A 14,232-nucleotide genomic window follows, 5' to 3' on the forward strand; every position below is an offset into this window, starting at 1 on the left:
AACGATCCGACCTGCCGTCTTGCCCGCGTCCGCCGAGGTTTCCAGGAGGGAAGCGCTCAGGCGTCGCGGTATGTTCAACATCCTATTGCAACGAATTTCACCAATAAATCCCTCGAATTTAATTACACTGATCAAATTCCGATAACAATCACCTACGCTCGCCATGCATCAACTCGACGCCATGCGCATCTTCGTGCGTGTCACGGAAACCGGCAGCTTTACGCAAGCGGCCGACAGCCTCGGCCTGCCGCGCGCGAGCGTGTCGAACGCCATCAAACAGCTCGAGACCAAGCTGGGCACGCGGCTGTTGCATCGCACGACGCGTCGCGTACAGCTCACGCAGGACGGGCAGGCGTGCCTTGAGCGTTGCAAGGATCTGCTCGCCGACATGGAGGAGTGGGAGACGATGTTCGTGGCACGCGACGAAGCGCTTACGGGCCGGTTGCGCGTCGATCTGCCCGCAACGCTGGCGCGCACGACCGTCATTCCGCAGTTGCCCGCCTTTCTGGCGCAGCACCCGGCGTTGCGTATCGAACTCTCGAGCACCGACCGTCGCGTCGATCTGGTGCGCGAGGGCTTCGACTGCGTACTGCGCGTGGGCGCCATTGCCGATTCAACCCTCATCGCACGCCCGCTCGGCCGCATGCGTCAGGTCAATGTGGCGAGCCCGGCCTATCTCAAGCATTACGGCGTGCCGCGCACGCTCGACGATCTGCGCACGCATCGACTCATTCACTACACCACGACGCTGGGGACACGCCCGGCAGGATGGGAATACTTCGATGGCGAGCGCTACGCACAATGGCCGATGGAGGGCGTGCTGACGGTCAACAATGCCGATGCGTATCAAGCGGCATGCCTGGCAGGCCTCGGCCTGATTCAGGCGCCGGAGAGCGGCGTGCGCGCGCATCTCGCGGAAGGCATGTTGCAGGAAGTGCTTCCCGAGTATCAGGCCGAGCCGCTGGCCGTGACCTTGCTGTACGCGAACCGCCGTCACTTGCCGCGCCGCGCCCAGGCTTTCATGAACTGGCTGGCCGACCTGCTGACGCCACGACTCACGAACGCCTGACGTCAGCCACGCTGCGACGTTACAACCCGCGCTCGACCATCGCGACCAGCCGCCGCCCCAGCCCGTCGACCTGATCGTCGGGTAACTCGCGCAACGGGCCGTCGATGACCAGCACCGCCAGACCGTGAACGGCCGCCCAGGCCAGATACTCCGCGCCGGGCCGTTGCGCCGCGCCGATGATGCCCGCGGCGACCATTGCGTCGAGCGCCGCCCCCAGCAGTTCGAACGGATTGAGCCCGCTCGCGCCCGCCTTCTCCGGGCCGCCCGCCGAGCGCACGTTCTCGGACGGCGCAAACGCCGTGCGGAACAGCCCCGGCTGCGCACGCGCGAAATGCAGATAGCCGATGCCCACGGCGCGCAGGCGCGCACGGGCGTGCTCCGTCGCATCTTGCGGTAACGCCTCGAGCGCCGCCATCTCCCTTTCGATCGACACCGCCAACTCGGCGAGCGCGGCGGCCCGCACGGCGTCGAGCAACGCCTGACGATTCGCAAAGTGTCGATACGCGGCGTTGGGCACGACCCCCGCCCGGCGGGTCGCTTCGCGCAGGATCACCGCGTCGGGACCGCCATCGCGCGCGAGGGCGATTCCCGCATCCAGCAACGCCCGGTGAAGGTCGCCGTGGCGGTAAGTCGTACGTGCTGGCCCCGTCGCCGTCTCTTGTTCTGTCATTACAACTCCTTGTGGACAGTGTCCATTATGTCTGCTATTGTTTGTGTACACTGTCCACAAAGACAAGTTGCAGTGCGTCATATCCCCGTTATGCACCAGGAGGCACTATGGTTGAGACGTATCCAACGCACTCCGACGAAGCCCCCCGTTGTCCGTTCAGTGCATTCAATGTCGCATGGCTTGACGCCGCGTGCCGCGAGAAGACCGGCACACCGTTCGAACCTCGCGACCCGGCGGGCGCGGCGCCCGAGATGAAGCCCGCCACGAAGCATCGCGCCACGCAGTCGTATTTCCGTCTGTAGCAACCTTCGCAGTCATTTCGCAATCACTTGGCAGTCCACTCGCAGTCCCCCTTCGGGGCTTTCCCATGATGGGCCCGCCCCGCTTTCAGACACCACGAGGAGCGTTCCATGCAAGTCCATTCCTATCTGTTTTTCGAAGGCCGTTGTGAAGAAGCGATCGCGTTCTATGAGAAGACCCTGAACGCCCGCCGCGGCGCACTCATGCGCTACGGGGAAAGTCCGGAAAGCTGCCCCGAAGGCATGCTGCCGCCGGGCAGCGAAAACAAGATCATGCACGGCGAGTTCCACATCGGCGATTCGATGGTGATGGCGTCGGACGGCATGGTGAGCGGCAAGCCGAAGTTCGACGGTTTCTCGCTGTCGGTCGACTTCACCGAAGTGAGCGCCGCCGAGAAGGCGTTCAATGCACTGGCCGACGGCGGTCAGGTCAACATGCCGCTCGGCGAGACGTTCTTCGCCAAGACGTTCGGCATGGTCAAGGACAAGTTCGGCATGAACTGGATGGTGATCGTGCCGAAGGAAATGCCCAAGCGCTGAACGACCTGAGCGTACCGGGCGCCGGGCCCCGCTTCCCTCCCCTTGCGTCCGAATCGCGCCCTTGCTTGTCCGGGCGAGCCTGCGAGACCGGTGACATTGCCGGTCGCGCAGACTCGCCCTTGTCGTATCAGCGTGACCGTGCACGCGACCGACCCCGTGACAAACGAAGCGTGCCCCGCGCGTTCCTCACGCCTGTGCTATCGTCGCCGCCATGCCATCCGTGATCTCAATCCAGAATCTGTCGAAGACGTACGCGACGGGGTTCCAGGCACTCAAGAACATCAACCTGGAAATCCAGCGTGGCGAGATCTTCGCCCTGCTCGGCCCGAACGGCGCCGGCAAAACGACCCTCATCAGCACCATCTGCGGCATCGTGCGTCCGACCTCGGGCACCGTGACCGTCGACGGTCACGACATCGTCACGGACTACCGTGCCGCGCGTGAAGCCATCGGCCTCGTGCCGCAGGAGCTGACCACCGACTCGTTCGAATCGGTCTGGGCCACGGTCTCGTTCTCGCGAGGCCTGTTCGGCAAGCCCGCGAATCCGGCGCACATCGAGAAGGTGCTGCGCTCGCTTTCGCTATGGGAGAAGAAAGACAGCCGCATCATGACGCTCTCGGGCGGCATGAAACGACGCGTGCTCATCGCCAAGGCGCTCTCGCACGAGCCGCGTGTGCTGTTCCTCGACGAGCCGACCGCCGGCGTGGATGTCGAGCTGCGCCGCGACATGTGGCGTCTCGTGCAGTCGCTGCGCGAAACCGGCGTGACGGTGATCCTGACAACCCACTACATCGAAGAGGCCGAGGAAATGGCCGATCGCGTGGGCATCATCACTGGCGGGCAGATCACCCTCGTGCAGGAGAAGACGGAACTCATGCGGCACATGGGCAGCAAGCAGCTCGCGCTGCAACTGACCGAGCCGCTCGCCGCCATCCCCGAGATGTTGGCCAGCTATGGACTGACACTCGGCAACGACGGCACCGAACTCGTGTTCTCGTACGACGCCAACATCGAACAGACCTCCATTGCCGCGCTGCTGCGCGACATGGAGCGCGCCGGTATCTCGGTCAAGGATCTGCACACGACGCAAAGCTCGCTCGAAGACATCTTCGTCTCGCTCGTGCACAGGAAAGAAGGATGAGTCGCGCCATGAATCTCTACGCCGTAAGGGCGATCTACAACTTCGAGATGGCGCGCACGCGTCGCACGCTGATGCAAAGCATCATCTCGCCGGTCATCTCGACCTCGCTGTACTTCGTGGTGTTCGGCGCGGCCATCGGCTCGCGCATTCCCGAGATCGACGGCGTGCCCTACGGCGCGTTCATCGTGCCCGGGCTCATCATGCTCTCGCTGCTCACGCAAAGCGTGACGAACGCCTCGTTCGGCATCTACTTCCCGCGCTTTACCGGCACGATTTACGAGGTGCTCTCCGCCCCCGTGTCCTACATGGAAATCGTGTGTGCATATGTGGGGGCGGCGGCCACCAAATCGATCATCCTCGGCGTGATCATGCTCGGCACCGCCGCGCTCTTCGTGCCGCTGCGCATCGAGCATCCGCTGTGGATGATCCTGTTTCTGGTGCTCACGGCGGTCACGTTCAGCCTGTTCGGCTTCATCATCGGGATCTGGGCCGATGGCTTCGAGAAACTGCAACTCGTGCCGCTGCTCATCATCACGCCGCTCACGTTCCTTGGCGGCAGCTTCTACTCGACGAGCATCCTGCCGCCGTTCTGGCGCACGGTCACGTTGTTCAACCCGGTCGTGTATCTCATCAGCGGTTTCCGCTGGAGCTTCTATGGACTGGCGGATGTGAGCGTCGGCGTGAGTCTGGGCATGACGCTCGTTTTTCTCGCCGTGTTCCTCGCCATCGTGGCCTGGATGTTCAAGACGGGCTATCGTCTCAAGAGCTGACCCGGCGAGCCTCCCCGGAACGCAAAATGCCGGACGACACACCGTCCGGCATTTTTTTCGTCTGCTGAACCGCCCGAGACGGCGAGCTTACAACGGCGGCGTTTCCCGGAAAGCGGGCAGCGCTTCGGCCTGGGCCGAGAAGTTGGCGAGCGCGGGAAATTCGGTGCCGAAGTCGATTTCCGGCACCAGCAACTGGTGAAAGCGCCACGCCACGGCGACCGTCACGCCGTGCTCGCCGATCTGATCCGGCGTGGCCACGATCGGCACCTGCGCCAGTTCCATCTCCAGTCCCTGAAACGCCGCATGCAGTTGCTTGCGAACGCGATCGGTCCACGGTCCGTGTCGCTTCTCGCTCGGCCGCAGTTCTCGCTCATACACGAGCTGCACCGACTTCTCGCACGCGGCGAGCGCGAGCCCCGTCAATCGCAGCGCCCGCAAACGGGCGGCGGGATCCACCGGCACCAGACGCTGCTCCGGGTCGACCAGCGATTCGAGGTACTGGAGGATGAGCGTGGAGTCCATGAGGACCGTGCCGTCGTCGGTTACCAGTGTGGGCGCCTTCACGACCGGATTGATCGCGGCGAATTCGTCGAACGTCCGAAACACCGACAAGGCGCGGTGCTCGAACGGCAGCCCCAGCAACTTCAGGCAGATCGCCGTGCGGCGCACGTATGGGGAATCCAGCATTCCAATCAATCGCATGTCTCGCTCCTGTGGCGGCACTCGTTGCCAGGTGGCGGGCGATGCCCGCATCCGCACAAGCATAGCGGAGTGCCGTCACGTCGCAAATCGAATTCGATTGCGGCTTTCTGTGAATTCCGCTCACAAGCTGGCGGCAACACCGGCGGCCGCTTCACTTCGATGGGAACCTGACGCACGACAGTCTGTCGTCTGCGATGCGCAATCATGACGGGTAGAATGACCCGAATGGCCGACTCGACAGGGAGACGTTTCATGAACATCCTGATGGTTCTGACCTCGCACGACCGCCTCGGCGACACAGGCAAGAAAACCGGATTCTGGCTCGAAGAATTCGCCGCCCCCTACTACGTCTTCATCGACGAAGGTCTGGAAGTCACGCTGGCCTCGCCTGCCGGCGGGCAGCCGCCACTCGATCCGAAGAGCGATGAACCCGACGCACAGACCGAATCAACGCGCCGGTTCCGGGAAGACACGGAAGCCCAGCACGCGCTTGCCACCACGCGCAAGCTGGCCGACGTCAAAGCCGACGATTACGACGCCGTCTTTTACCCCGGCGGCCACGGCCCGCTCTGGGACCTCGCGCAAGATCCGAACTCCATCCATTTGATCGAAGCCTTCGAGCGCGCGGGCAAGCCCATCGGCTTTGTCTGCCATGCGCCGGGCGTGTTGCGTCAGGTGCGCGCCGGGAATGGCGAGCCGCTCGTGCGCGGCCGTCATGTGACCGGGTTCACGAATGATGAGGAGGCCGCCGTTGGCCTGACCGATGTGGTGCCGTTCCTCGTGGAGGATGAACTGCGGCGTCTGGGCGGGCTGTACGAGAAGGCCGAGAACTGGCAATCGCACGTCGTGGGCGACGGCCGGCTCGTCACGGGTCAGAATCCCGCTTCGTCGGAGGAGGCGGCGCGCACCGTGCTCGCCATGATGGAACCGCGCCTGCCATGAGTCCGATGTCGTCCGGCGTGGATGTGCGACGTCTCGTGCCTACCGACGCCCTCGCCTTCCAGGCGCTGCGGCTTGCCGGGTTGCAGGCGCACCCGGAGGCGTTCGGTTCGAGCTACGAGGAGGAGAAGGACTGGCCGGTCGAGCGGGTGCGCGAGTGGCTCACGGCGCGGCCTGACAGCGGTGTGTTCGGGGCGTTCGAGAGCGAGCGTCTCGTCGGGGTGCTCGGACTGGCACGTGCGCAACGCCCGAAGTATGCGCACGTGGGTTTCCTGTGGGGCATGTACGTTGCGTCCGGGGCCACAGGGCGTGGCGTCGGCCGCGCGCTCGTCGACGCTGCGCTGGCGCTCGCGCGTGCCCAGCCCAACCTGCGTCACGTGACCTTGCAGGTTAGCGCGGACAACCGCGCCGCGATCGCGCTGTACCAGTCGTTCGGTTTCGTCGAGATCGGCCGCGAGCCCGACGCCATGCGTATCGGCGAGGCCTTTCAGGACGAGCTTCGAATGTACCTGCCTATTGCTACACGTTGAGGCTACACGTTGAGGCTACACGTTGAAGCTACACGTTGAAGCTACACGTTGAAGCTACACGTTGAGGCCACACGCTGACACCGTCGCACGTCGGCACGTGTCTTGCTCACCGCCCGCGCTTGCGGGCGGTTTTCATTGACGTCAGATCTTCTCCATCTCGAACGGGCCGAGATAGTCCATCTTGCCGACTTCCACGCCTTGCGCGCGCAGAATGTCGTGCGTGGTCGTCACGTGGAAATAAAAGTTCGGCAGCGCGAACTTGAAGAGGTAGTCGACCGCATCCATCGTGGTCTGGTACTCCTTGAACTTCAGCGTGACCTGACGCGAATCGGCCCCGGCAAAACGATCTTCGAGCACCCCGGCGATGAACGCCTCGGTGTTCGCGATGCGATCGCGCAACTGGTCGAACGTCGTTTCGTTGTCTTCGAACTTCGGCGACTCCATGCCCGTGAGACGCGCGACGGCAAACTTCGCCGTATCGCTCACGCGCTGCACCTGCGCCACGAAGTCGAGCATGTCGGGGGCGAGCTTCGCACCGAGGATCGTCGCGGGATCGAGCCCCTTGGCCTCGCAATGCGTGCGCGCTTTCTTGATGTAGTCGGCCATGACGGTCAGGCCGCGCAGATAGACGGGGATGGTGGCGCGGTAAAGGGAAATCGACATCGCAGGACTCCTCGGAGAGTGGCACGACGCGCGACGCGCACGCGTCGAACAAAGTCACATGCTATCAGCGCCAAACGATTCCCGCCGGGCGCAGGTGGGCATAACATTCGCCGAACGCTTCGCAACCGGGGCACCCTGGCGCGGGTGCCGGCGGGCGTCCGTAGGCGCGCGCGCATGCCTCGGCGAGAAAACGCTTCCAGCGCAGATTCTCGGTGTTCTCCGTGACGAGCGACGGAAAGCAGTGCGTAAGCAGCGCCGTGACATCGTCGCGACCTGTCAGGCCAAGGTCACGCCACAGATGATCGGGACGCAAGCACGCCGTGGCGAGAATCGTCGCCATGTCGGTCGCGTCGAGCGGATGCAGTATCGGATCGGCACGACGGCGCAGCATCTCGCGCATCTCCACGACGAAGACGGCGTCCGAGACCCACGCGGGCGTGGGCAGTCCGGCAGCCAGCGTCTGCCAGTGCGCAGACACCGGTGCGAAATGGCGACGCAGCAACGCCGAGAGCGCCGTACCCGACAGTCCCAGACGCGCCAGCCGCTCGGCAGACGCATTTGCCAGCAGCAGCGAGGCGAACAGCGCCGCCTCGGTACGCGAATGCGAAGGGGTCAACAACGCGAGGGATGCAGCGCTCATCGGTCGTCGCGAACTGTCGCCTCGGGCGGTCTCAGGCAACCGCCAGAATGACGCTCGACGCCTTGACCAACGCCGCCGCCGCGCGGCCGGCCGTCAGTCCGAGGCGCTTGGCGCTCTCGTTGGTGACGATGGCCGCGATCACGGCACCGCTGTCGGCCGTGATTTCGACCTCGCTGTTCACCGCGCCCGTCTGCACGCGCGAGACCTTGCCGGAGATCACATTGCGCGTGGACACCTTACTGGCGTCCGCATCGACCATGACGATCACCGACGACGCCTTGATCAAGGCGTAGGCGTCACTGCCTTCCTTGAGGCCGAGATTCACCGTGCTTTCGTGGGTGATAACGGCGACGACCTCCTGACCGGCGTCGGTGCGCAACGTCACTTCGTCGTTCACGGCACCGCGGGCAAGGGCGATCACTTTGCCGTGGAATTGATTACGTGCGCTGGTCTTCATGAAACGTCTCCTGAGAAAGAAATCGGGTACATGGCCGGTGTCCGACCGGGCAAAGCGTGTCGCCAACCGATGCAATAAGACCTTGAGACGGTAGCCTCACACCTGCCTGCATTGCAGTATAGCGAGTCGACGCGACGCCTCGCGTCATGCGCCGATGATATGCTTCATCAGCCCCCGGCGCAGCGCAAGCGTTCCACGCTTGCCCATGGCAGGCCACGCGGCCCGCTGCTGCGACCGTCTCGCATGCGAGAAGTCTGGAAACGCAAGTCGTGAACGTTGTCAGAGGAGCCGTCATGGGTACCCCCCGCCATATCCCCTCGCCGACCGAGGCCGCCACGCTCGCCCGCACCTGGGTGAGTCACTTCTCCAAACCCGCCATCATCGGCATGACGCTTGCCTTCGTGGCAGGCTACATCGACGTCGTCGGGTTCATCGCCCTGTTCGGGTTGTTCACCGCACACGTGACCGGCAACTTCGTGATGATCGGCGTGCAACTGGTCGCGGCCACACACGTCGGCGTGCTGGCCAAGTTGCTGGCCTTGCCGGTGTTCGTGATCTTCGTCGCCATCGTGAAGCTGATCGTGCAGGCGTTCTCGCGCACGGACAGGCGTCCGCTACGTCTGTTGCTGTGTGCGCAGACCGTCTTGCTGCTCGGCTTCATGATCGTGGGCATGGCCGCGCAGCCGATCGTCTCCGCCGACGCCCCCCTCGCGATTCTCTCCGGCATGTTCGGTGTGGCCGCATTGGCCATACAGAACGCCATCGGACGCCTGGTGCTGGCCGATCTCGCCCCGACGACGATCATGACCGGCAACACCACGCAAATCGTGATCGACATGGTCGAGCTCGCCAGCGGCAATTGCGGCGACGGCACGGCGGCAAGGGCGCGTCTGCGCAAGATGCTCCCCGCGCTGGCCGCGTTCGCCGTCGGTGCGATCTTCGGCGGCTTCGCGTATCACGGCGCGGGTTTCTGGTGCGTGTTGCTGCCGGTGGTGCTGCTCGCGGCGTTGGCAACCGCGAACGAGTGATCCGCGCGCGTGCGTTCCGAGTCCATCGCGTACGGCCGGAATCCGGCGCCGGAACGCGCGATAATGTCGAACTTTCCCTGTCGCGAGAGTGAATGCCAACGCGACGGGGGCGGCCTCGGTTAACGGACACGTCAAGGATCATCGGAATGAAGCTGGACTCTCAGTGGGTACTCGTCACGGGCGGCGCACGCGGGCTGGGCGCAGCAATTACGCGCGCCGTCGCACGTGAAGGCGCAGGCGTCGTCATCAACTATCTGCGCAGCGACGTGGCAGCCCGCGAACTGGCCGAGTCCATCGGGCCGCGTGCCATCGCCCTGCAAGCGGACGTGACCGACGAAAAGGCCGTGGCCCGCCTGTTCGCACAAGCGCGCGAGCGCACCGGCGCGCCGATCGTTTCGGTCGTCAATAATGCGCTGGCCGATTTCCGGTTCGACGGCGACGCGCGCCCCAAGCTGGCCGATATTTCGTGGTCGCGCTTCTCGCAACAGCTCGAAGGCGCCGTGAAGGGTGCGCTCAATACGATGCAGGCGGCACTGCCGGGCATGCGCGAAGCGGGATTCGGCCGCGTCGTGAATGTCGGCACCAATCTCTTCCAGAACCCGGTCGTCCCGTATCACGACTACACGACGGCGAAGGCCGCGCTGCTCGCGCTCACACGCACGGCGGCCAACGATCTGGGTCCCGACGGCATCACCGTCAACATGGTGTCGGGCGGCCTGCTGCGCGTGACCGACGCGAGTTCGGCCACGCCGGAAGCCGTGTTCGACCTGATCGCGAGCCTCACACCGCTGCGCCGCGTAACGTCCCCCGAGGAATTCGCCGACGCCGTGCTGTATTTCCTCTCGCCCTGGGCGCGTGCCGTCACAGGCCAGAACCTCATCGTCGATGGCGGGCTGGTCAAAGGCTGACGGCTCGTCGGCATCGCCAGCACCTACGCGATGTCGGGGCCGCGTCCGGGCATTCCTCGGACGCGGTAAAATCGCCGTCTGCGCAATCGCTCCCGGCACGCGCGCCGACCCAATTGCCCGAGCAGGGCACACGGCGCACACGGCGCCCGCGTCTCGCCATCCCGAATCACCCCAAGCCACGAACCTCCGACAGTGACTCACAGTACCAACGACCTTCCTCAGACCGACGACACCCTCGATCACAGCGATGCCATCCATGAAGACCGCCTGTGGCGCGATGACGGATGGACAGCCAAAGTCGTCAAGAACGAAGAAGACGACGGCTGGGCGGTCGCCATGTACAAGGACGGACAGTCGGAACCTGCCCTCGTGGGTCCGTGGACGATGGGGCGCGACAAGAAGAATCCGAAACCGCTCGACGTCGGTGCTTTCCACACGCTGGTGAAAACGGCCGCGGAAGTGCTGCGCCGTCACGAGCAGCAATTGCACGCACAGTTGCACAAGCGTGTGAGCGTCGACGGCCCCGACGGGGACATCGACGTCACGCTCGATATCGTGCCCGACGAGTACGATCCCTATGCGATGTTGAGCGCCATCGACCGCTTCGGCGAGACCATCGCCTCGGTCAAGGTGCCGCCTACGTTCAAGCTCTCTCGCAACAGCGCGCGGGCGTGGGTCGACAACCAGTTTCGACGTCCCCAGTGAGCGTACGCTGACTTCGTTGCCTCAACGTCAGGCAACGGCGGGCAGCCCCACCACGCCATGAAGGCGTAGCGATACGGCGCGTCGCACTTTCTCCGCGCAGCGCAGGATGGCGTACACGGATCTCACCGGTCTGCCGCGCTTCGCCGCTGGGCGCTTTCGGTGCGCCGGCCCGGCACGCGCCCATCCCATCACTTCCGATACCGGGATAATCGCCCGTCTGGCTGGCGGCTCCGGCCGTCTTTATGATGGATTTCATCGACGCATCGCCCTGCCACGCAAGCGGGCGCTCACATAGCGTCGATGCGATGTGCCACACGTCGCTTCCCCATCGCCAGGAGTCTTCATGAAACGCTTTCACATCGCGCTTGCCGTGCGCGATCTCGACGAATCCATCCACGACTATTCCGCCCGCCTCGGCCAGCCGCCCGCCGCCGTGGTGCCCGGTGCGTACGCCATGTGGCGCACCGATCTGCTGAACTTCTCGATCAACCAGTCGCCGGAGCGCGCAGGACAGTTGCGTCATGTCGGCTTCGAAGACGACAACGCGCCCGAGTACTCCAGCAGCACCGACTGCAACGGCCTGCTGTGGGAAGACTTCTCCGCCGACGAACAGGACCGTCGCATAGTGAGCACTTACGGGGTCGCCGTGCATAACGCATAAGACGCTGTCCCCTGCCCTGCGGTGCACAGATGCCGCAGGGCGAGGCGCACCGGGTGTCCCCTTCCTCCGCATCAAGCCGGGACTTCGTCCGAATCGTCGGGCACCGTGCCGAAGCCCGGCAGCGGGCGCTGCCAACGCTGCGCGATGAACACGCCGATCAGTGCCACACCGCCGCCGATCACGTGGAACGTGTGCAAGCGCTCACCCAGCAAAACGACCGCAATGGCCGCCGTCATCACGGGCAATACGTTGATGAACATGCTGCAACGGTTCGGGCCCAGATGGCGAATGCCCTGGATCCAGAGAATCGGCAACACGATCGACGCACCGAACCCGGCATACAGCACCAGCGGCACCGTTGCGGCGTTGAGCTGTGCCTGCCCTTCCGGCACGAGGGCGAGCATCGGGATCATCGTGACGAGCGCCGCCCAGGCCTGCACATAGGTTGATTGCGCGGGCGGCACTGCGACATGCCAGCGTCGCAGCAACACGCTGTACAGGCCATACGATGCCGACGCGATCAACATGAGCATGTCCCCGAGGTGAACACCGCCGTCGAGCAGTTTCGAGGGGTGCCCCTGCCCGATCAGATAGACCAGCCCGCCAAGCGACAGCAGACCGCCGACGAGCATGCCGAGCGTGGGCGGCTCGCGCAGCAGCACCACGCTCCAGAGCAACGTGAGCAGCGGGGCCAGTGCCGTGACGATGGCCATGTTCGTCGCCGTGGTGCTGTGCGCCGCGAGGTACGACAGGCTCTGATAGAACGACATGCTCAGGAAGCCGAGAAACGCCAGCTTCGCAAGCTGCGGACGAATGTGTGCCCAGTTGCGCATGAGCGGCCGGATGACGAATGGCGTCATGACGACCAGTGCCAGCACCAGCCGATAGAACGTGATGGCCGACGGCGCGATGGTCGTGGCCGAGAGTTTCGAAACGATGACATTGCCGGCCCACAACAGCATGGCGCCGAGCGGATACAGGAAGTACCCCATGATGATTTTCCGCAGACGTGAATGAAAGAAACCCGAAAAGGAAACGTCATCGTCGGGGATGCGACTTGGGGCGTCGCGCGCTAAAATCACCAAACCTGTCTTGAAAAGGACACACCCGTGAACCTTGCGAGCCTGCCAGTCGCGCCATTGGATACCCAGCGGCCCGACCATCTGCGCTTCGAGAGCACCCCCATGCCGATGGCGGCGATGGCCGTCGACTATGCGCACAACGAGTTCATCGACTCGCATTCGCACCGCCGCGCCCAGTTGCTCTACGCGATCGAAGGGGTGATGATCGTTGCGTCAGCGTCCGGGCGCTGGGTCGTGCCGCCCACGCGCGGCGTGTGGCTCGCGGCGGGGCTGGAACATACCGTGCGCATGAGCGGTAACGTGAAAATGCGCACCGTGTTCGTCGAACCGGGTTCCGAGCCGTTGCCCGACGCCAGTTGCGTCGTCGAGATCACGCCGCTCATGCGCGAGTTGATTCTCTCGGCCATCGATATCCCCCCCGACTATGCGACGGATTCGCGCGACGCGCGCCTCATGCGACTGCTGCTCGACGAATTGATCGCGTTGCCGGTGCTGCCGCTGTACCTGCCGTGGCCGCGAGACGCCCGACTGGCACGCGTGTGCGATCACCTCATGCACGCCCCTTGTGACGACGCGACCATCGACGTCTGGGCCAGCAATGCCGGTCTGTCGGGGAAGACGTTCCAACGGCGATTCGCGCGGGAGACGGGGATGACATTCGGCCGCTGGCGTCAGCAAGCACGGCTGCTCCAGGCCCTGGAAGCGCTCGCGCGCGGCGAGAAGATCGTGAATGTAGCGCTCGATCACGGCTACGCGAGCCAGAGCGCATTTGCGGCAATGTTCAAGCGGCACTTCGGCGTGCCGCCATCGGCTTATTACCGGTAATGACGCCGTATCGAATCGAAGCTCAAGGAGACAACACCATGCACTACCTGCTCACTTACGACCTCGTCGACGATTATCTCGATCGACGCGGGCAGTTCCGCGATGCGCATCTCGCGCTCGCCTGGCAAGCGGCCGACCGGGGCGAACTGGTGCTCGCGGGCGCGCTGGAGTCCCCGGTCGACACCGCCGCCCTGCTCTTCGAAGGCGAATCGCCGGCCGGCGCGGAAGCGTTTGCGAAGGCGGACCCGTACGTGGTGAATGGTCTGGTGAAATCGTGGCGCGTGCGGCCGTGGAAAACGGTCGTCGGCAAGACGGCCAGCACGCCGGTGCGGTAACCGGGAACCATGCCGCGCCGGCGTGGACGCAGATGCGCCCGGCAGGCGGTTCGGATGCCACGTCCCAGTCGCTTGCGTCGCGTCGTCGCGGTCATCCGGAAGACGAATCGGCCGCAGAAAAAACAAAACGCGCTTGGTCGTGAAACCAAGCGCGTTTGTCGACAACCGATTGCGCGTCGTGCTCCGGAATGTTCCGAGAACCACGCCGCTGAATCTGGCGTCCCCTAGGGGATTCGAACCCCTGTACTCACCGTGAAAGGGTGATGTC

At 64.3% G+C, this 14,232-nt stretch carries 19 protein-coding genes; 13 read left to right on the forward strand and 6 right to left on the reverse strand.

The window, feature by feature from the left end; all coding sequences use genetic code 11:
* Positions 1-163: 163 nt before the first annotated feature.
* Entirely contained in the window at positions 164-1,069 is a 906-nt protein-coding gene (locus tag ABWO90_RS23860) for a LysR family transcriptional regulator (protein ID WP_353193691.1), read from the forward strand.
* A 19-nt stretch (positions 1,070-1,088) separates the two neighbouring features.
* Here ABWO90_RS23860 and ABWO90_RS23865 read toward each other — a convergent pair whose 3' ends face one another.
* Complete coding sequence (locus tag ABWO90_RS23865; RefSeq protein WP_353193692.1) at positions 1,089-1,739, reverse strand: TetR/AcrR family transcriptional regulator; 651 nt, start codon at positions 1,737-1,739, stop codon at positions 1,089-1,091.
* A 107-nt stretch (positions 1,740-1,846) separates the two neighbouring features.
* Between ABWO90_RS23865 and ABWO90_RS23870 the strand changes: the two genes are divergently transcribed.
* From ABWO90_RS23870 to ABWO90_RS23885, 4 genes are all read left to right on the forward strand, one after another.
* Positions 1,847-2,041 carry a hypothetical protein gene (locus ABWO90_RS23870; RefSeq protein ID WP_353193693.1) on the forward strand — a complete coding sequence of 65 codons (195 nt, stop codon included), beginning with the start codon at positions 1,847-1,849 and terminating at the stop codon, positions 2,039-2,041.
* A 108-nt stretch (positions 2,042-2,149) separates the two neighbouring features.
* On the forward strand, positions 2,150-2,578 hold the full coding sequence (locus ABWO90_RS23875) for a VOC family protein (RefSeq protein ID WP_353193694.1): 429 nt from the start codon (positions 2,150-2,152) through the stop codon (positions 2,576-2,578).
* A gap of 211 nt (positions 2,579-2,789) precedes the next feature.
* Positions 2,790-3,719 carry an ABC transporter ATP-binding protein gene (locus ABWO90_RS23880; protein ID WP_353193695.1) on the forward strand — a complete coding sequence of 310 codons (930 nt, stop codon included), beginning with the start codon at positions 2,790-2,792 and terminating at the stop codon, positions 3,717-3,719.
* An 8-nt stretch (positions 3,720-3,727) separates the two neighbouring features.
* Complete coding sequence (locus ABWO90_RS23885; RefSeq protein ID WP_353193712.1) at positions 3,728-4,489, forward strand: ABC transporter permease; 762 nt, start codon at positions 3,728-3,730, stop codon at positions 4,487-4,489.
* A gap of 87 nt (positions 4,490-4,576) precedes the next feature.
* Here the strand turns inward: ABWO90_RS23885 and ABWO90_RS23890 are convergent, their stop codons facing one another.
* A complete protein-coding gene (locus tag ABWO90_RS23890; protein WP_353193696.1) occupies positions 4,577-5,191 on the reverse strand; it encodes a glutathione S-transferase family protein in 615 nt (204 codons plus the stop codon).
* Positions 5,192-5,443: 252 nt separating this feature from the next.
* Here ABWO90_RS23890 and ABWO90_RS23895 point away from each other — a divergent pair, with 252 nt between their 5' ends.
* Together ABWO90_RS23895 and ABWO90_RS23900 are read left to right on the forward strand one after the other, a co-directional pair.
* Positions 5,444-6,133, forward strand: a complete 690-nt coding sequence (locus tag ABWO90_RS23895) for a type 1 glutamine amidotransferase domain-containing protein (RefSeq protein ID WP_353193697.1) — start codon at positions 5,444-5,446, stop codon at positions 6,131-6,133.
* Positions 6,130-6,660: a GNAT family N-acetyltransferase gene (locus tag ABWO90_RS23900; protein ID WP_353193698.1), complete on the forward strand. Its 531-nt coding sequence runs from the start codon at positions 6,130-6,132 to the stop codon at positions 6,658-6,660. The genes ABWO90_RS23895 and ABWO90_RS23900 overlap by 4 nt, the downstream gene beginning before the upstream one ends.
* A 141-nt stretch (positions 6,661-6,801) precedes the next feature.
* Here the strand turns inward: ABWO90_RS23900 and ABWO90_RS23905 are convergent, their stop codons facing one another.
* From ABWO90_RS23905 to ABWO90_RS23915, 3 genes are all read right to left on the reverse strand, one after another.
* Positions 6,802-7,323 (reverse strand): DUF1993 domain-containing protein, encoded by a 522-nt coding sequence (locus tag ABWO90_RS23905; RefSeq protein ID WP_353193699.1) that lies wholly within the window; start codon positions 7,321-7,323, stop codon positions 6,802-6,804.
* A gap of 64 nt (positions 7,324-7,387) precedes the next feature.
* Positions 7,388-7,963, reverse strand: a complete 576-nt coding sequence (locus ABWO90_RS23910; RefSeq protein ID WP_353193700.1) for a nitrogen fixation protein NifQ — start codon at positions 7,961-7,963, stop codon at positions 7,388-7,390.
* Between the two features lie 31 nt (positions 7,964-7,994).
* The gene (locus ABWO90_RS23915; protein ID WP_353193701.1) at positions 7,995-8,420 is read right to left on the reverse strand and encodes a TOBE domain-containing protein; all 426 of its coding nucleotides are present in this window, start codon (positions 8,418-8,420) and stop codon (positions 7,995-7,997) included.
* A 293-nt stretch (positions 8,421-8,713) separates the two neighbouring features.
* On the opposite strand from ABWO90_RS23915, the gene ABWO90_RS23920 reads away from it, so the two are divergent.
* From ABWO90_RS23920 to ABWO90_RS23935, 4 genes are all read left to right on the forward strand, one after another.
* Complete coding sequence (locus ABWO90_RS23920) at positions 8,714-9,448, forward strand: YoaK family protein (RefSeq protein WP_353193702.1); 735 nt, start codon at positions 8,714-8,716, stop codon at positions 9,446-9,448.
* A 146-nt stretch (positions 9,449-9,594) separates the two neighbouring features.
* Complete coding sequence (locus ABWO90_RS23925) at positions 9,595-10,356, forward strand: 3-oxoacyl-ACP reductase (protein WP_353193703.1); 762 nt, start codon at positions 9,595-9,597, stop codon at positions 10,354-10,356.
* A 252-nt stretch (positions 10,357-10,608) separates the two neighbouring features.
* Positions 10,609-11,061, forward strand: coding sequence for a hypothetical protein (locus ABWO90_RS23930; RefSeq protein WP_502922696.1), 453 nt, complete (start codon positions 10,609-10,611; stop codon positions 11,059-11,061).
* Positions 11,062-11,404: 343 nt separating this feature from the next.
* Positions 11,405-11,722, forward strand: coding sequence for a VOC family protein (locus ABWO90_RS23935; protein WP_353193705.1), 318 nt, complete (start codon positions 11,405-11,407; stop codon positions 11,720-11,722).
* A 71-nt stretch (positions 11,723-11,793) separates the two neighbouring features.
* Here the strand turns inward: ABWO90_RS23935 and ABWO90_RS23940 are convergent, their stop codons facing one another.
* Positions 11,794-12,714 carry a DMT family transporter gene (locus ABWO90_RS23940; RefSeq protein ID WP_353193706.1) on the reverse strand — a complete coding sequence of 307 codons (921 nt, stop codon included), beginning with the start codon at positions 12,712-12,714 and terminating at the stop codon, positions 11,794-11,796.
* Positions 12,715-12,906: 192 nt separating this feature from the next.
* Here ABWO90_RS23940 and ABWO90_RS23945 point away from each other — a divergent pair, with 192 nt between their 5' ends.
* A complete protein-coding gene (locus ABWO90_RS23945) occupies positions 12,907-13,629 on the forward strand; it encodes an AraC family transcriptional regulator (RefSeq protein WP_353193713.1) in 723 nt (240 codons plus the stop codon).
* 38 nt (positions 13,630-13,667) lie between these two features.
* Positions 13,668-13,964, forward strand: coding sequence for a YciI-like protein (locus tag ABWO90_RS23950; protein WP_353193707.1), 297 nt, complete (start codon positions 13,668-13,670; stop codon positions 13,962-13,964).
* Positions 13,965-14,232: the final 268 nt, after the last annotated feature.

The organism is Pandoraea pnomenusa (assembly GCF_040391475.1).
GTDB classification, from domain to species: domain Bacteria; phylum Pseudomonadota; class Gammaproteobacteria; order Burkholderiales; family Burkholderiaceae; genus Pandoraea; species Pandoraea pnomenusa_C.